This window comes from Methylobacterium sp. E-066 (assembly GCF_022829635.1).
In the GTDB taxonomy this organism is placed as follows: domain Bacteria; phylum Pseudomonadota; class Alphaproteobacteria; order Rhizobiales; family Beijerinckiaceae; genus Methylobacterium.
In genome coordinates, this window is the sequence record NZ_JAKSYO010000141.1 from 1 (window position 1) to 15,511 (window position 15,511).

The 15,511-nt window shown below is 68.5% G+C and carries 15 protein-coding genes; 9 read left to right on the plus strand and 6 right to left on the minus strand.

Going from position 1 to position 15,511, the window contains the following annotated elements; translation table 11 throughout:
• Both MKL20_RS19915 and MKL20_RS19920 read left to right on the plus strand, forming a co-directional pair.
• Window positions 1-433 (plus strand): Crp/Fnr family transcriptional regulator (locus MKL20_RS19915; RefSeq protein ID WP_244038128.1); only part of this gene is annotated, 433 nt, incomplete at its 5' end.
• Window positions 430-684 carry a hypothetical protein gene (locus MKL20_RS19920; RefSeq protein ID WP_243969651.1) on the plus strand — a complete coding sequence of 85 codons (255 nt, stop codon included), beginning with the start codon at window positions 430-432 and terminating at the stop codon, window positions 682-684. The genes MKL20_RS19915 and MKL20_RS19920, both read left to right, overlap by 4 nt.
• A gap of 399 nt (window positions 685-1,083) precedes the next feature.
• Here the strand turns inward: MKL20_RS19920 and MKL20_RS19925 are convergent, their stop codons facing one another.
• On the minus strand, window positions 1,084-2,070 hold the full coding sequence (locus tag MKL20_RS19925) for a GlxA family transcriptional regulator (RefSeq protein ID WP_244038129.1): 987 nt from the start codon (window positions 2,068-2,070) through the stop codon (window positions 1,084-1,086).
• A 172-nt stretch (window positions 2,071-2,242) separates the two neighbouring features.
• On the opposite strand from MKL20_RS19925, the gene solA reads away from it, so the two are divergent.
• The 6 genes from solA to MKL20_RS19955 all read left to right on the plus strand — a co-directional run bounded on the left by solA (window position 2,243) and on the right by MKL20_RS19955 (window position 8,669).
• Window positions 2,243-3,412 (plus strand): N-methyl-L-tryptophan oxidase, encoded by a 1,170-nt coding sequence (solA, locus tag MKL20_RS19930; RefSeq protein WP_244038130.1) that lies wholly within the window; start codon window positions 2,243-2,245, stop codon window positions 3,410-3,412.
• 71 nt (window positions 3,413-3,483) lie between these two features.
• The gene (locus MKL20_RS19935) at window positions 3,484-4,326 is read left to right on the plus strand and encodes a transporter substrate-binding domain-containing protein (protein ID WP_244038131.1); all 843 of its coding nucleotides are present in this window, start codon (window positions 3,484-3,486) and stop codon (window positions 4,324-4,326) included.
• Window positions 4,327-4,363: 37 nt separating this feature from the next.
• Window positions 4,364-5,113 carry an amino acid ABC transporter permease gene (locus MKL20_RS19940; protein WP_244038132.1) on the plus strand — a complete coding sequence of 250 codons (750 nt, stop codon included), beginning with the start codon at window positions 4,364-4,366 and terminating at the stop codon, window positions 5,111-5,113.
• Window positions 5,110-5,985 (plus strand): amino acid ABC transporter permease, encoded by an 876-nt coding sequence (locus tag MKL20_RS19945; protein WP_244038133.1) that lies wholly within the window; start codon window positions 5,110-5,112, stop codon window positions 5,983-5,985. Before MKL20_RS19940 ends, MKL20_RS19945 begins: the two co-directional genes overlap by 4 nt.
• Before the next feature lie 17 nt (window positions 5,986-6,002).
• Window positions 6,003-6,767: an amino acid ABC transporter ATP-binding protein gene (locus MKL20_RS19950; RefSeq protein WP_279594882.1), complete on the plus strand. Its 765-nt coding sequence runs from the start codon at window positions 6,003-6,005 to the stop codon at window positions 6,765-6,767.
• Window positions 6,768-7,322: 555 nt separating this feature from the next.
• Window positions 7,323-8,669 (plus strand): APC family permease, encoded by a 1,347-nt coding sequence (locus tag MKL20_RS19955; protein WP_244038134.1) that lies wholly within the window; start codon window positions 7,323-7,325, stop codon window positions 8,667-8,669.
• A 67-nt stretch (window positions 8,670-8,736) separates the two neighbouring features.
• Here the strand turns inward: MKL20_RS19955 and MKL20_RS19960 are convergent, their stop codons facing one another.
• The 5 genes from MKL20_RS19960 to MKL20_RS19980 all read right to left on the minus strand — a co-directional run bounded on the left by MKL20_RS19960 (window position 8,737) and on the right by MKL20_RS19980 (window position 14,225).
• Window positions 8,737-9,300 (minus strand): SAM-dependent methyltransferase, encoded by a 564-nt coding sequence (locus tag MKL20_RS19960; protein ID WP_244038152.1) that lies wholly within the window; start codon window positions 9,298-9,300, stop codon window positions 8,737-8,739.
• Window positions 9,301-9,556: 256 nt separating this feature from the next.
• Window positions 9,557-10,300, minus strand: coding sequence for an ABC transporter ATP-binding protein (locus MKL20_RS19965; protein WP_243969627.1), 744 nt, complete (start codon window positions 10,298-10,300; stop codon window positions 9,557-9,559).
• Between the two features lie 5 nt (window positions 10,301-10,305).
• A complete protein-coding gene (locus MKL20_RS19970) occupies window positions 10,306-12,156 on the minus strand; it encodes an ABC transporter permease subunit (protein ID WP_244038135.1) in 1,851 nt (616 codons plus the stop codon).
• Window positions 12,153-13,028 (minus strand): branched-chain amino acid ABC transporter permease, encoded by an 876-nt coding sequence (locus MKL20_RS19975; protein WP_007562633.1) that lies wholly within the window; start codon window positions 13,026-13,028, stop codon window positions 12,153-12,155. The genes MKL20_RS19970 and MKL20_RS19975 overlap by 4 nt, the downstream gene beginning before the upstream one ends.
• Window positions 13,029-13,061: 33 nt before the next feature.
• On the minus strand, window positions 13,062-14,225 hold the full coding sequence (locus tag MKL20_RS19980) for an ABC transporter substrate-binding protein (protein ID WP_244038136.1): 1,164 nt from the start codon (window positions 14,223-14,225) through the stop codon (window positions 13,062-13,064).
• A gap of 174 nt (window positions 14,226-14,399) precedes the next feature.
• On the opposite strand from MKL20_RS19980, the gene MKL20_RS19985 reads away from it, so the two are divergent.
• Window positions 14,400-15,470: a malate/lactate/ureidoglycolate dehydrogenase gene (locus tag MKL20_RS19985; RefSeq protein WP_244038137.1), complete on the plus strand. Its 1,071-nt coding sequence runs from the start codon at window positions 14,400-14,402 to the stop codon at window positions 15,468-15,470.
• Window positions 15,471-15,511: the final 41 nt, after the last annotated feature.

The window sequence follows — 15,511 nt, forward strand, 5'->3', positions numbered from 1 at the left end:
GACCCAGGCTACCGTGGCGTTCGTCCCGCACGAGAGCATGCACGACCTCACGGCCCGCTTCCCGACCATCGCCGCCGCGCTCTGGCGTGACACGCTGATCGACGCGGCGATCTTCCGGGAGTGGTTGATCGCCATGGGCCGTCGTCCAGCCTTCGAGCACTTGGCGCACCTCCTCTGCGAACTGTACCTGAAGCAGGAGGCGGTCGGGCTGGCGGGTGATCATCGCTGCCCCTTGCCAATCACCCAAGTCGATCTTGCCGATGCCACCGGCATGACCAGCGTCCACATCAACCGCGTATTGAAGGAGATGCGCGGTCGCGGGTTGATCACGCTGCACCGGCAGACGCTGGTGGTGAAGGCGTGGGACGAGCTTGTCCGCGCCTCCGAGTTCGACGCGACCTACCTGCACTTGCAGAAGCGAGCGGCGGGATGACCCTGCACCTCCAGCCGGTGCGTGTCGCCACCGGCAGTGAAGACGGCGACGGTCAGCTTGTGTTCGCGGACGGGTTCCTCGTGGCGGTGCTGGTGCAACTCTCCGGGCAGCACGGCGCTTTCGCGGGCATGTGGTTCCTGGAGGCCGGGTTCGGCCTGACCGCGGTGATGAGCGCTCCCCTCTTCTTGGACCTCGATGCGGCTCAAGACTGGATCGGGCGGCACCTCAGCATGAAGCGAGGCAGCGGGTAGCTCGGGCTACGGGTTCGGAAGGCCATCAGGGGCCAACGCCACGAGGGCTTGATCAAGCTGGCGTAGCGGCTTTCGCCGTCACCTGGGATGAAGGCGCGCACGAGGGAACGTAGGCGCACCACCATAAGCATACGTTACGCGAATGGCCCCGCGTCGAAGCCGTTTCACGAATGTCTGCAATGGAGAGCGACCGAGGCCTTGGAAATGGCCGGGATGGGCGCATAGCCGAACGGCAGGTTTTGCGCGGATTGGCGATCCGGTCTGACGTCGTCTGGCCGAACGCGGAATATCGACTTCCCGGTGAGCGGACACCACGTCTCGACTGCCGAAATCCTTACGGCGTCATATGTCAGATCACCCCGGAAATCGAGCTTGACGGTTCTCTAGTTTTATATTGCCTCAACGTTCCGAGGATGGGCTGCAGCCGAAATGAGATTTGTAGATTCGTGAGAAATGGGCTGCGCTTGAAAAGCCGCAGGCCGTCGCGATCTCCCCGATCCTGAGCGGGCTCTGACGCAGCAGGCGACGGCCATGGGAGAGGCGGATCGCCCGGTACTGGGCCGAGAAGCTCAGGCCCCGCTTGTCGAGGAAGAGGCGGTCGAGGTGACGGGCGCTGACCGAGGCGAGGCGGGCCATAGCCTCCCGGCCGAGGGGCGCTTCGACGGTCTTCTCCATGGTCTCGAGGACGGTGAGCAGGGCGGGATGATGGACGCCGTAGCGCTCAGCCGTTGAGGCGCGCTGCGGGTCATCCGCGGCACTGATCGCCGTGTGGAGGAACCAGTCCGAGACGCGGCGCGCGAATGCTGCCCCCATGCGCTCGGCGATCAACGTGTGGGCCATGTCGAGGGGGGCGATGCCTCCGCCGCAGGTCAGGCGATCGGGCTCGGCGACGTAGCGCGCGCGGGTGAGGCGCGCTTGCGGGAACGCTTCGATCGTGGCGCCGGCGTGCTCCCAGTGGATGGTGAACGCCCGGTCGACCAGAAGTCCCGCCGCAGCCATCAGGTAGGGGCCGCCCGAGATGCCGCCGATGCGCACGCCGAGCCGGGCGAGCCGCCGCAAGGCCGCATGAATCGCGGGCCTGTTCCACGCGGTCGGCTCGCCGCCCGCGCAAATGAAGACGGTGTGCAGGGATCCGCGCCCGCGGGGCAGCTCCTCAGCGGGAATCTCCGCGCCCGAGGAGGACACGACACGGCCTTCCGCCTCGCCGAAGTAGCGCAGCCGGTAGAGGGGCCGGCCGGCGAGGTAATTCGCCGCCCGGAACGGCTCGCAAGCCGACGCGAACGACATCAACGCAAAGCCCGGCACGAGGATGAAGCCGATCTCGTACGGCCGATCCCCCGGCGCGGACGTGTCCTCCTCCGATGTCGGTGCCCTGAGTTGGCTCATCGGTGAAAGAAACCGTCTGCTGCGGTCAAGCGCAACAACCAGGGCGCGTCATTCTTGGGGGCGCTTCATCGTCATGCTTGAGATCGCCCCGGATGCTCGGTTCCACCGCCCTACCCGTGTCGTCGCTGAAGACCGAGTCCCGTCGCTGCGCCGACGGGCGGGGGCATCGTCGATGACGGGGCGGGTCGACGTCGCGGTCCTGGGCCTCGGGGCCATGGGCAGCGCCACCCTCTACCAGCTGGCCAAACGCGGTGCCGCGGTGATCGGGCTCGACCGCTTCGCGCCGCCGCATGCGCTCGGGTCGAGCCATGGAGAGACCCGGATCACGCGCCAGGCCGTCGGGGAAGGGAGCGACTACGTCCCCTTCGTCACCGCGGCGCATCGGATCTGGCGGGAGTTGGAGGCGGAAACGGGCCAGACCCTGCTGAACGCCTGCGGCGCCCTGGTCATGGCCCCCGGTCACGGTGTCTCCTCCCACCACGGCAAGCCGGATTTCGTCGGCCGCTCGATCAGCGCGGCGCAGGGTGCCGGGATCGCACACGAGGTGCTCGACGGGGCCGAGGTCGCCCGCCGCTTCCCGCAATTCCTGAACCTCGCTGGCGACGAGAAGGCCTATTACGAGCCGGGCGGCGGCACCGTGTTCCCGGAGCGCTGCATCGCGGCGCAGCTCACCCGTGCGGCCGCCCTGGGGGCCGAGATCCGGACCGGCTGCGAGGTGCGGGCGCTGCATCAGGACGGGTCCGGTGTCCGCATCGAGACCGCTGACGGCGTGATCCTGGCCGATCGCGCCGTGGTCGCGGCCGGCGCCTGGATCGCCCCGCTGCTCGGCCGGCCGTTCGACGGGCTGCTGACGGTCCGGCGCCAGCTCCTGCACTGGTACGCCCTGGCGGACGAAGCTGCGTATCGGCCGCGCTCGCCCGTCTTCATCTGGATGTACGGGACGGGCGACACGGACTACCTCTACGGCTTCCCGCCCATGGCGGGGGAGCGCTCCATCAAGGTCGCGACCGAGCAATACAGCACCGCCACCACCGCCGACGCGGTCGAGCGCCGCGTCGATCCGTCGGAATCCGACGCGATGTACCGGCTGCGGGTCGAGAACCGGCTGGCCGGCGCCACCCCGGAGGTCGTGCGGGCCGCGGCCTGCGTCTACACGGTGACCCCCGATCGCGGCTTCATCATCGACCGGCATCCCGAGATGGATCGGGTGCTCGTGGTCTCCGCCTGCTCGGGACACGGCTTCAAGCATTCGGCGGGCATTGGCGAGGCCGTCGCCGCGGACCTGACAGGGGGAGCCGGGCGACCCGACCTCACACCGTTCGCGCTCGCACGCTTCGGTTGATCCGCCGGCCGGTGGCTCGTGGATTGCTAGAAACCATGCCAAGATCAGATCACCCGCGCAGGACCGAGCCGATGCGACACACGATCCGCACCTTCCTGACGACCGGTGCTCTGGCCGCGCTCGCGGCGGTCTCGGCCCTCGCGATGCCCGGCCAAGCATCGGCTGCGGACGGCGTCGACGCGATCAAGCAGCGCGGGACGCTGATTGTCGGCGTGAAGGCGGACTACAAGCCCTTCGGGTTCCGCGATCCGAGCGGCACGATCATCGGGCTCGAGCCCGATCTCGCCGCCGACCTGGCCAAGCGCCTCGGCGTGAAGCTCGAGCTGGTGCCGGTGGTCTCGGCCAACCGGATCGAGTTCCTGCAGCAAGGCAAGGTCGATCTCCTGATCGCCACGCTCTCGGACAAGCCGGAGCGCCGCCGGGTGGTGCAGGCCATCGACCCGCAATACTATTCCGACTTCGTGAACGTGCTGCTGCCCAAGACCTCCGGCATCACCGACTGGGCCCAGCTGAAGGGCAAGCCGCTCTGCGCGACCTCGGGGGCTTGGTACAACAAGGATGTCGCCCGCACCTACGGGGCGGAGATCGTCGCCTTCGACGGCTCCGAAAAACCGCTCTTCGCGCTCAAGCAGGGCAATTGCCTCGGCTACGTCTACGACCAGAGCATGCTTCAGGGTAAGCTGCTCGACGACGATTGGAAGGCCGGCTACGCCCTGCCTCTCAAGGGGATCCTCGATGCGCCGTGGATGATGGCGGTCGCGCAGGGCAACACCACGCTCCAGACGATGGTCGAGGACGTGACCAAGAACTGGATGAAGACCGGCTTCATCGTCGCCGGCGAGAAGAAGTGGGGCATCGAGCCCACCGCCTACTCGAAGGCGATGCACGAGAAGTACAAGAACGCGACCAACTGATGCGCGTCCGTTCGACGAGTCCAGGTGATCGACCGCAATGATCGAAGCGGTCCAGGCCTGGTTCCAGCGTCTCTACGAGACCACGGGCTTCAATTTCACGGTCTTCTACGACCCGTACGACTGGAACCGCTACGTCGCCGGCCTGCGGATGACGCTGCTGCTCGGGATCAGCACGATCCTGATCAGCCTCGTGATCGGCGCAGTCGGGGCGCTGCTGCAGAGCGGGCCGTCGCGCCTCCTGCGGGGACTGGTCAACGGCTTCGTCGTGGTGTTCCGCAATACGCCGCCGCTGGTGCAGATCTTTTTCTTCTATTTCGGCCTCGGAACCCTGTTGCCGGCGATGCGCACGGCGGACGGCCTGCGCGTGCCGATCCTCGACAACGTGCAATGGGCAATCGTCTCGCTCTCGCTGTTTGCGGGCGCGTTCAACGTCGAGATCTTCCGCTCCGGCATCGAGGCCGTGCCCAAGACCACCGTCGAGGCCGCCGAGGCGCTGGGCTACACCCGGTTCAAGGCCTACCGCCACGTCGTCCTGCCGCTCGCGCTCCGCGTCTGCCTGCCGGCGCTGAACAACAACCTGATCAACCTGCTGAAGACTACAACGCTCGCCTATGCCATCGCGGTCCCCGAGACACTCTACGCGGTCAAGCAGATCTGGTCCGAGTCGCAGAACGTCCTCGAGATGATGCTCGTGCTGCTCGCGACCTACGCGGTGCTCGTCGGGGTGCTCGTGTGGATCATGCACCGATGGGAGCGCGCGCTGCGCATCCCCGGATACGGCCGATGAACCCTTCGGACCGAAACGGCCCGCGTGCAGACGAGCGTCCGGAAGGTCGTCCGACTGATCTGCCGGTTCTCCTGCCGTTCGCCATTTCCAAAAACCGTCCGCCCGCGCGCCTGCGCCCCGTCCATGGCTGGCTGCTCTGCGGCCTTGCCGTCGTCGCCCTCCCGGCCTGGGCCCAGGGCGGGGGCGCGGCGCTGTCCCCGCTGGAAGTGGTCATCAAGTGGGCGCCGCTCCTGCTCACGGGCTTCGCCTTCAACGTCGCGATCTCGCTGATGGCGATGGCGATCGGCACGTTCGCCGGCATCGGGCTCGGGCTGGCCATGCTGGCCGAGGGCCGGGTGCTGCGCCGCATCGCGTGGTCGATCACGCAGGTCTTCCGCAACGTGCCCTGGCTGGTGCTGCTGTTCTTCGTGATGTTCCTGGTGCCGTTCCAGGTCACGGTGTTCGGCATCCGCGTGCCGCTGCCCGACTGGGTGAAGGCGACGTTCGGGTTCAGCCTGCCGGTGATGGCCAACGTCGCCGAGATCGTGCGCGGCGCCGTGCGCTCGGTGCCGAACACGCAATGGGAGGCGGCCGAATCCCTGGCCTTCACCCGGCGGCAGACGATGTGGCGCATCATCCTGCCCCAGTGCGCGAAGCGCATGCTGCCGCCCTGGATGAACGTCTATGCGCTCATCGCGATGGCCACCGTGCAGGCGTCGATCGTCGGGGTCACCGAGATGCTGACGCTGACCGCGCAGGTGCACGCGGCCGAGGGCGGCCGCCCCGAGCTGTTCGCCCCGCTCTACGGCTTCGCCCTGCTCTGCTTCTTTCTCTACTGCTACCCGATCGACCGGCTGACCGCCGGCCTGGAACGCCGCTTCGAGACCCGTTGAGCAGGATGCGCGCGACCATGGCCGGCACCCCGTCCCAGGGCTGGACGCCTGATCAGCCGATCGTCCGCCTCGTCGACGTGCACAAGTCCTTCGGGACGTTCGAGGTCCTGAAGGGTGTCAGCTTCGATGTGCGCAAGGGCGAGGTGGTCTGCATCATCGGGCCCTCCGGCTCCGGCAAGTCGACGCTGATCCGTTGCATCAACGCGCTGGTGCCGGTCACCGCGGGCTCGATCCAGGTCGAGGGGATCGAAGTCACCGATCCGCGCCTCGACAAGCTGGCGCTGCGCCGCAAGGTCGGGATGGTGTTCCAGCAGTACAACCTGTTCCCGCACAAGACCGCGCTGCAGAACGTGATGATGGCCCCCATCCACGTCCTCGGGCAGGACCGGCGCGAAGTCGAGGCCCGGGCCCGCGCCCTGCTCACCAAGGTTCGGCTGGCCGGCAAGGAAGATGCGTATCCCGGCGAGCTGTCCGGCGGTCAACAGCAGCGCGTGGCCATTGCCCGCTCGCTCGCGATGCGGCCCGACGTGATGCTGTTCGACGAGGTGACGGCGGCCCTGGACCCGGAGACGGTCAAGGAGGTGCTGGTCACGATCCGCGAACTGGCCGAGGAGGGCATGACGTGCATGCTCGTCACGCACGAGATGAACTTCGCCCGCGACGTGGCCGACCATATCTACTTCACCGATCGCGGCGTGATCGTCGAGCACGGCCCGCCTGCAACGTTCTTCGCATCCGCGCAGGACGAGCGCACCCGCCGCTTCCTCTCGCAGGTGCTTTGACACTCCTTTTGCGAATGGCCCAGCATCGCGGTCTTGATGTTGAATGTCCGCTATAGAGGAGCGTTCGTGCCTCATGGAATGACCGGGTTGGGCGCACAGTAGCCGACCGGGTCTGGCCGAAAGTGGTCCGACCGGTTCCAACGCTCAAACTGGAAAAGCTGCTCTTCGGGCGGTCGTCGCGGTCGTCACAAAGTGACCTTTCGCGAAACTTTCGCGTGTCGGCCTCCGGGCTGTGCGGTGACCGGGCGCGTAAGCGAGAATGCGGCCGCCGAGCGAATGGAGCGTTGGCCAAACGCAGATCGCGTCTCCTCGATGCCGGATGCTCGGCTCGCGTCTCTGCACTGGGTTCGAAGGCTTTTCCCCTCACCAGGGCAATCGACGATCTGAACGGCCATCTCGCACGCGGCAAACGGACGCCTCGGCCAGCCCTAGTCGCGCTTCTGGATTGCTGCGATCCACGAAGAGGCGAGCAAGGGGATTGTCGTGTCCTGCTGAGGCCGTCTGGGCCTCTGTCGACCCCTGAGGTCCGGCGTCAGGCCATAGCGAACAGGGGTCATGACGGGCACATCTCGCGCCGCTGAACCAGCACCGGCCATCTCCACCCTCGCGGCGACGGCCATCGTCGTCGCCGACATGATCGGCATCGGCGTCTTCACCAGTCTCGGTTTCCAAGTGACGGACATCCCGTCCGGCTTCACGGTGCTGCTGTTGTGGCTCGTCGGCGGTGTTGTCGCGCTGTGCGGGGCGCTCTGCTACGCCGAACTCGCCACGATGTTTCCCCGCTCCAGCGGCGAGTACAATCTCCTCAGCCGGATCTACAGCCCGGCGATCGGGTTCATGGCCGGCTGGCTCTCGGCGACCTTGGGTTTCGCCGCGCCAGTCGCGCTCGCCGCCATGGCCCTCGGCCAGTACGGCAAGGCGGTCCTGCCCGGGGCGCCCCCGCTGCTGCTCGGCTTCGCGGCGATCTGGATCGTGTCGCTCGTTCACCTGCGGGGGACGCGCCACAGCAGCGCCTTCCAGGTCGGGTTCACGCTGCTGAAGCTCGCACTGATCGCGGCCTTCATCGGCGTGGGCTTCGCCCGGGGCGGCGGCCAGGCGATCAGCTTCGCCCCCGGGGCATTCGAGCCGGCGCAGATCGTCAGCGCCAGCTTCGCTGTCAGCCTCGTCTTCGTGATGTACGCCTATTCGGGCTGGAACGCCGCGACCTACATCGTCGGCGAGCTCGCCGACCCGCCGCACAGCCTGCCGCGGGCGCTCCTGGTCGGGACCAGCATCGTCGTCGTGCTCTCCATCGCGTTGAACGCGGTGTTCCTCTTCACGACGCCTGTCGCCGAACTCGCCGGCCAGATCGAGGTCGCGGTGATTGCCGGCCGTCACGTCTTCGGCGAGGCGGGTGGCCGCATCGTCGGCGGGCTGATCTGCGCCGGCCTGATCCCCGCCATCAGCGCGATGATGTGGATCGGCCCACGGGTGACCGTGGCGATGGGCGAAGATGTGGCGGCGCTGCGCTTGTTCGCCGGGCGCTCACGACGCGGCGTGCCGGTCGCCGCACTGCTGCTCCAGGCCGGTGTCGCGACCCTCCTGCTGTTCACGCAGAGCTTCGAGGCGGTGCTCGACGTCATCCAGTTCGGCCTGATCCTGTGCTCGTTCCTCACCGTGATCGGTCTGATCAAGCTTCGAATCACCCGGCCCGACCTGCCGCGGCCGTTCCGGGCCTGGGGCTACCCGATCACACCGCTGATCTTCCTCGCGGTCACGCTGTTCATGCTCGTGCACCTTGTCACCGTCCGGCCGTTCCAGTCCCTCGCCAGCCTGCTGCTGATGCTGGCCGGTCTCGTCCTGTACGGCCTCGTAACGGCGTGGGAGCGGAGGAATGCCCGGATGGCACCGCCGCCGCGGTGATGCGACATCCCTCGGTCGGGGCAGGATCGCACGACCAATCGCCGACGATCTGGCGACATCGCTCGCGTCAGGGAACGGATTTCACATCGGGCTCGATCGACCGCAGCACGTCGAGTCGATACTCGGCAGTGCGCGACTGCTTCAGGACCCGCGCGAAGTCGTGTGCGCCCGCGATAAAACCTTCGGCCGCCTCGTCGCCGGACAGGGGATAGTGGGTGACGCCGAGCCAGTGGACCAGCACGATGTCCGCTTCCGGGAGCACCGCACCCCTGACGCGTGCGACCAGGCGGGCAAGGTCGGCGCGGTCGAGATAATAGGCCACCTCGGAGATCAGGATCAGGTCGAACCGGCCCTCCGGCCAGGCGCCTGGAACGGCGGCGAGTTGAAAGCTTACATTCGGGCAATCGGCGCAGCGTGCCCGCGCGGCATCCAGGACCGACGGCACCACATCGAGTCCGACCAGCGCGTCGCAGCGAGGGCAGAGTTCGTGCGTGAACACGCCGATCGAGCAGCCCACTTCGAGGCCGGACGCGTAGCGGGCCCGCGGAAGCGCTGCGAGCGTCGCGGCGTACTTGGCGCGCTCGTAGGGGCTGGAGGCGAAGCGCCACGGATCCGATTCCGTGGCGTACATGCCCTTGAAGTACTCGGTATCGAGGGTTTTGGATCGACGGCCCGTCGGCGTCTCTGCCGGCGAACCGGGGCTCGTCTCCGCACCGGCGGCCCTGCCAATGCCGAGCATCGCGCTCGTGACGACGGCGCCTCCGGATTGCAGGAGAGTGCGCCGGGATGCTGGCTTGCGGTCGCGCACGATAGGCCTCACCGCGCCTTTGGGGATCACAAGAGGCAACCGGGCGTGATCGGGGCGGTTCCGGGGTGCGGCGGCGGCGTCAGGCTGCGCGGCCTCCGAGATACGCGGCGCGGATGTCGTCGTTGGCCCAGAGCGCCTGCGGGTCGCCTTCGAGGACGAGGCGGCCGGTCTCCAGCACGTAGCCGCGGTCGGCCACCGACAGGCCCATGCGAGCGTTCTGCTCGACCAGCAGCACCGTCGTGCCGCGGCGGCGTACCTCCGCGATGATCGCGAACACCGCCTGGACGATCACCGGGGCGAGGCCCAGCGACGGCTCGTCGAGCAGCAGGAGGCGCGGCTTGGCCATCAGGCCGCGGGCGAGCGCCACCATCTGGAGCTGGCCGCCCGACAGGGTCCAGCCGAGCGCGTCGCCGAAGCGCCGGATATCAGGAAACAGCTCGAACATCGCCTCGACCTCGTCGCGCAGCACGCGCTTGGCGATGCCGGAGCGGTTCGAGGCGCCGAGCATGATGTTCTCGCGCACGGTGAGCCCCGGGAACACCCGGCGCCCCTCGGGCACGTGGGCGACGCCGAGGCGCACGATCGCCTCGGGCTTCAGGCCGTGGAGCGGTTGTCCGTCGAGCAGGATGCTGCCGCCCGCCGGCTTCACGAGGCCGGAGATCGCCTTGAGGGTGGTCGACTTGCCGGCGCCGTTGGAGCCGAGCAGGGTCACGACCTCGCCCGTGCCGACCACGAACGACAGCCCGCGCACCGCCTCGATCTCGCCGTAGCGGACGGTGAGGTCGCGGATCTCCAGAACCGGGTTCGACAATGCGGTGCTCATCGGGGTCAGGCCGGGGCGAGATCGGTCTTCAGGTCGGTCTTGAGCCCGGCATCCGGCCCGGTCGCCGCGTCCTCGCCGAGATAGGCCTCGATCACCGCGGGCTCGCGCAGCACGGAGGCGGTGACCCCGTCGGCGATGCGCCGGCCGAAATTCAGGACGGTGATGTGGCTCGCCACGTCGCTGACCAGGGTCATGTCGTGGTCGATGATCAGGATGGTCAGGCCCTTGGCCGCCATCCGGCGCAGCAGCACCGTCAGGGCGTTCTTCTCGCTGGAATTGAGCCCGGCGGCCGGCTCGTCGAGGAGCAGGAGCGTGGGGTTGCCGGCGAGCGCCCGGGCGATCTCGATCAGCCGCTGGTGCCCGTAGGAGAAGCCCGAGATCGGCTCCTGCGCCCGCGCCTCCAGCCCGACGAAGGCCAGGGCCGAGCGCGCGCGGGCCTCCAGCGCCGGCCGGTCGCGAGCGCCGAGGGCGTTGTTCGGGCGCTCGGCGCCGATCACCACGTTCTCCAGGGCGCTCATCGACCGGAACAGGCGGATGTTCTGGAACGTGCGCCCAATCCCCACCGCGGCGCGCCGGTGCGGGGGAAAGCCCGTGATGTCCTGATCCTGGAGGCGCAGGGTGCCGCCGGTCGGCGTGTAGAGGCCGGACAGGACGTTGAGCGTCGTGGTCTTGCCCGAACCGTTCGGGCCGATCAGCGCGTGGATGCCGCCGCGGGTGACGGTGAAATCGATCGCGTCCACGGCCTTGAGGCCGCCGAAGTGCTTGGACAGGCCCGACACGGTCAGCAGCGTCGCCGACGCGTCGCGCTCCTGGCTCAGCGTCAGCTCCGGGGCGGGCGGGGGCATGGGCTTCGCAGGCCGCAGCCGGCGGACCTGATCGCCCAAGAATCCCCAGATGCCGTCGGGCATGAACACGACGATCAGGATCACCGCGAGCCCGTAGATCGCCAAGTACAGGCCCGGAATCTCCTTGAGGAAGCGCAGCCATTCGGGGATCAGGATCAGCAGGCCGGTGCCGATCACCGCGCCCACCGGCGAACCGACGCCGCCGAGCAGCGCCATCGTCAGGAAGACGATCGACTCGGCGAAGGAGAACTGGTCCGGGCTGATATAGGTGAAGCTGCCCGCGAACAGCCCGCCCCCCAGCCCCGCGAGCAGCGCCCCAATGGCGAAGGCCGCGACCTTGGTGCGGTAGACGTCGATGCCGCTGACGCCCGCCGCCAGCTCGTTGTCGCGCACCGCCCGCATGGCGCGCCCGAGCCGGGTCCGCGGCAGCTGCCAGACCAGCCAGCCGACCACCGCCAGGACCAGCACGCACAGCGCGAGATAGCTCTGCCCGTCCGCGAACAGGGCCGGGCGGCGGATGTTGGGCACCCCGTCCGGGCCGTGGGTGACCGGGATCCAGTTGGTCAGGACCAGGGTGAGGATCTGCTGGAACGAGATCGTGACCATGGCGAGGTAGTGGCCGCCGAGCCGCAGCGTCGAGGCGCCGAGGATCGCGCCGAGGACGACCGCGAGCGCCAGCCCGATCGGCAGGCACAGCCAGAAATTCAGGCCGTGATCGACCGTGCCGAGCCCGACCGCGTAGGCGCCGATCCCGAAGAAGGCGGCCTGGGCGAGGTTGATCTGGCCGCACAGCCCGAGCACGACGGTGAGCCCGATCACCGCGATCGCGTAGGTGGCGGCCTGCATCAGGATGTTGAGGACGTAGCCGCTGAACGGCGTCGTCGCGGCGAGCGCCACGGCGGCCGCGGCGAGCGCCGCGTAGGCGAGGCTGCCGAGCGGCAACGGCCGGGCGGCCCGGGAGGCCGTGCCCGGGAGGGGCGCGGCGGCCGTCGTTGTGGGCTCGGCGCTCATGCTTTCTCCGCCACGCGCTCGCCGAACAGCCCCTGCGGGCGCACGACCAGGAAGGCCACGAGGACGATGAAGGCGAAGGCGTCCTTGTACGGCACCGAGACGTAGGCAGCCCCGAAGGTCTCGATGATGCCGAGCGCCAGCCCGCCGATGATCGCGCCGGTCACGTCGCCGAACCCGCCGATGATCGTCGCGGCGAAGGCCTTCAGCGCGATGGTCGCCCCCATCTGGATCGACACGAACAAGACGGGCGCCACGAGGATGCCGGCGATGCCGCCGAGCACGGCGCTGTAGACGAAGGTCAGCATGATCATGCCGGCGACCGGGATGCCGAGAAGCGCGGCCATCTCCTTGTCCTGCGAGGTCGCCTGGAGCTTCTTGCCGACCAGGGTGTGCTCGAAGAACCAGTACTGGAACGCCACGAGCGCCGCGGTCACCGCGATGATCAGGAGATACTGGCTGTCGAGGAAGACCGGCCCGAGCAGGAAGCCTTGGGTCTCGAACACCGGCGGCAGGACCTGCGGCTGCGGCCCGTAGAGGGCGAGCGTCGTGTTGGCCAGGAAGATCGAGGCGCCGATGGTCGAGATGATCACCGGCAGGTAGGTGCGGTGGCGCAAGGGATAGTAGACGCCAAGGTTGAACAGGGCGCCGAGCAGGGCCATCCCGCCGATGGTGAGCAGCACCGAGAGCCAGTACGGCCATTCGAGGTCGACGGCGAACACCACCATCAGGAAGGCCGCGACCATCGAGAACTCGCCCTGCGCGAAGTTCACGACGTTGGTAGCCCGGAAGATCAGCACGAAGCCCAGGGCGACGAGGGCGTAGACCGAGCCGATGCCGATCCCGGTGAAGAGAAGCTGGAGGATCAGGTCCATGTCTGCGTCCGTTCCCCGTCCGCGGCCCCGGATTCAGCCCTGATAGAAGTCGATGCGCCGGTCGAACGTGATCGTGCCCTTGTCGTTGCGCACGACGTTGTAGCCGTGCAGGCCGTCGCCGTTCTTGTCGAAGTTGTAGGTACCCTCGGCGCCGGCGTGGCCGCGCACCGCCAGCAGCGCCTCGCGGATCGCCTGCGGGTCGGTCTTGCCCGCCTTGTTGATCGCCAGCGCCAGCACCGTCACCGCGTCGAAGGTCCAGGACGACTGGTTGTCCGGGGCGATCTTGGTGGCGGCGCGGTAGGCCTTGCCGTAGGCACGGGCCGCGTCGCTCGATTCCTCCGCGTAATCGGCCACCCCGTAGGTGCCGTAGAGCGAGGGCCCGGCGAGCTTCAGGGCGGTGACGTTGGTGATCGAGGGCGAGCCGACCCAGGGGGCGGTGACGCCGAGCTGGCGGAGCTGGCGCGCGAAGATGCCGAGGTCGTTCTCGAAGGTGAAGTACGAGCCGATCACGTCGGCCCCCGCCTGCCGGATCGCCAGCACGACGGGCGTGAAGTCCTGGCCCTGGTTGGCGTAGCCCTGGTCGAGCACGACCGTGGCGCCGGCCTTGCCGAGGCTCTCGGTGAGCGCCTTGGCGCCGCTGGTGCCGAACGCGTCGGTGGAGTGGATGATCACCCACTTCTTCTTGCCGAGCCCGTTGACGCCGTGCTCGGCGATCACCCGGGCCGAGAAGCTGTCGTTGGGCCGGAAGCGGAACAGCCACGGGTTGCCGAGCTGGGTCAGCACCGGGTCGGTGCCGCCGAAGCACATCGGCTTGCCGGTCTTGAGGATGTCCGGCGCCATCGCGTGGTTCTGGGTGGAGCGGACCGAGCCCAGGAAGCCGACGAGATCGGGCTGCGACGCCAGCTTGGAGAAGGCCAGCACCGCGCCGGGATTGGTGGTCTGGTCGTCCTCGGTGACGATCTCGAGGGGCTTGCCGAGCACGCCGCCGGCCTTGTTGACCGCCTCCAGGGCGATCTTGGCGCCGTTGAGGGCGAAGCGCCCCGCATCCGCGCCGGGCCCCGTCACCGGCAGCACCATGCCGATCCGGACCGTCGCGCCGGCGCCCTGCGCCCGGCTCGATCGGATCACCCCCGGGGCGAGGCCGCTGGCAACCGCGCAAGCGGCACCCGTCAAGAAAACGCGACGCGTCGTCTTCATTGGCGTATCCATCCCGTCGCCGGGTCTTACGCCCGGCGTTGCTGGTATTGGGCCATGCGAGGCGCTTCAATGTCTATCCCGCGTCACCCGAACCGGTCGCCTTGCGGGTTAAGAAAGCCTAGGATCGTTACCCGAACGCGCCCGGCGAGGCGCGACGACGGGAGATGAACCATCATGCGGATCGACGCCGCCGGACTGACCGCCTTCGTGCGGGACATCTTCGTTCGGGAGGGCTGCTCGGAGGCCGAGGCGGGGCGGATCGGCCAGTTCCTGGTTGCCGCGAACCTCACCGGCCACGACAGCCACGGGGTCATCCGGGTGCCGCGCTACGTGGCGTGGCTACGCGACGGCGAGCTCGTGGCCGACCGCACCCCCGAGGTGCTGATCGACGGCGGCGCCTTCGCGTTGGTGGACGCCCATTACGGCTTCGGCCAGACCGCCGGCCCGTTCGCCACGGATCTCGGCATCGCCAAGGCCGAGGCGCACGGCGTCTCGGTGGTTGCGCTGCGGCATGCCGGGCATCTCGGGCGGATCGGCGAATGGGCCGAGCGCGCCGCCGCCGCGGGCCTCGTCTCGGTGCATTTCGTCAACGTCGCCGGCAGCCTGCTCGTGGCGCCGTTCGGATCGGTGGAGCGGCGCTTCTCCACCAACCCCGTGGCCGCCGCCTTCCCGGTGCCGGGGCGCGATCCGATCGTCCTCGACTTCGCGACCTCGGCGGTCGCCGAGGGCAAGGTGCTGGTGGCCTCGCAGGGCGGGAAGCCCCTGCCCGAGGGCGTGCTGATCGAGCCGGACGGCCGCCTCAGCGCCGATCCGGCCACCTTGTTCGGCCCGCTCGACGGTCCGGAGCGCGACAACCAGAAGGGCGCGGGCGCGATCCGGGCCTTCGGCGAGCACAAGGGCTCGGGCCTGTCGCTGATGTGCGAGTTGCTGGCCGGCGCGCTCACGGGATCCGGCACCGCGGGGCCGGGCAAGCGCCGGGTCTGCAACGGCATGCTCTCGCTCTACATGACGCCGCGGGTCTTCGGATCGGACGACGCGATCGCCACTGAGGCTCGCAGCTACCTCGACTTCTTCACGTCCGCCCGGCCGGCGCCGGGCGGCGCGGTGCTACTACCGGGCGAGCCCGAGCGCCGCATGAAGGCGGAACGCCTCGCCGAAGGCGTGCCGCTGCCAGCCCCCGTCTGGGACACGCTGCTCGCCGCCGGCCAGCCGCATGGCCTTGATGGACAAGTCTACTGCGCTTGAAGCATTTGATTGCATATAGCTTTATATCGTGCGGCTGAGAT

What these genes read in the sequence shown, in the direction of transcription:
- MKL20_RS19985 (WP_244038137.1), top strand. Translation starts at nt 14,400, where the DNA reads ATGCGGATCGACGCCGCCGGACTGACCGCCTTCGTGCGGGACATCTTC.
- MKL20_RS19925 (WP_244038129.1), bottom strand. Translation starts at nt 2,070, where the DNA reads ATGAGCCAACTCAGGGCACCGACATCGGAGGAGGACACGTCCGCGCCG.
- MKL20_RS19955 (WP_244038134.1), top strand. Translation starts at nt 7,323, where the DNA reads ATGACGGGCACATCTCGCGCCGCTGAACCAGCACCGGCCATCTCCACC.
- MKL20_RS19975 (WP_007562633.1), bottom strand. Translation starts at nt 13,028, where the DNA reads ATGGACCTGATCCTCCAGCTTCTCTTCACCGGGATCGGCATCGGCTCG.
- MKL20_RS19965 (WP_243969627.1), bottom strand. Translation starts at nt 10,300, where the DNA reads ATGAGCACCGCATTGTCGAACCCGGTTCTGGAGATCCGCGACCTCACC.
- MKL20_RS19940 (WP_244038132.1), top strand. Translation starts at nt 4,364, where the DNA reads ATGATCGAAGCGGTCCAGGCCTGGTTCCAGCGTCTCTACGAGACCACG.
- MKL20_RS19935 (WP_244038131.1), top strand. Translation starts at nt 3,484, where the DNA reads ATGCGACACACGATCCGCACCTTCCTGACGACCGGTGCTCTGGCCGCG.
- MKL20_RS19920 (WP_243969651.1), top strand. Translation starts at nt 430, where the DNA reads ATGACCCTGCACCTCCAGCCGGTGCGTGTCGCCACCGGCAGTGAAGAC.
- solA (WP_244038130.1), top strand. Translation starts at nt 2,243, where the DNA reads ATGACGGGGCGGGTCGACGTCGCGGTCCTGGGCCTCGGGGCCATGGGC.
- MKL20_RS19960 (WP_244038152.1), bottom strand. Translation starts at nt 9,300, where the DNA reads ATGTACGCCACGGAATCGGATCCGTGGCGCTTCGCCTCCAGCCCCTAC.
- MKL20_RS19950 (WP_279594882.1), top strand. Translation starts at nt 6,003, where the DNA reads ATGGCCGGCACCCCGTCCCAGGGCTGGACGCCTGATCAGCCGATCGTC.
- MKL20_RS19970 (WP_244038135.1), bottom strand. Translation starts at nt 12,156, where the DNA reads ATGAGCGCCGAGCCCACAACGACGGCCGCCGCGCCCCTCCCGGGCACG.
- MKL20_RS19945 (WP_244038133.1), top strand. Translation starts at nt 5,110, where the DNA reads ATGAACCCTTCGGACCGAAACGGCCCGCGTGCAGACGAGCGTCCGGAA.
- MKL20_RS19980 (WP_244038136.1), bottom strand. Translation starts at nt 14,225, where the DNA reads ATGAAGACGACGCGTCGCGTTTTCTTGACGGGTGCCGCTTGCGCGGTT.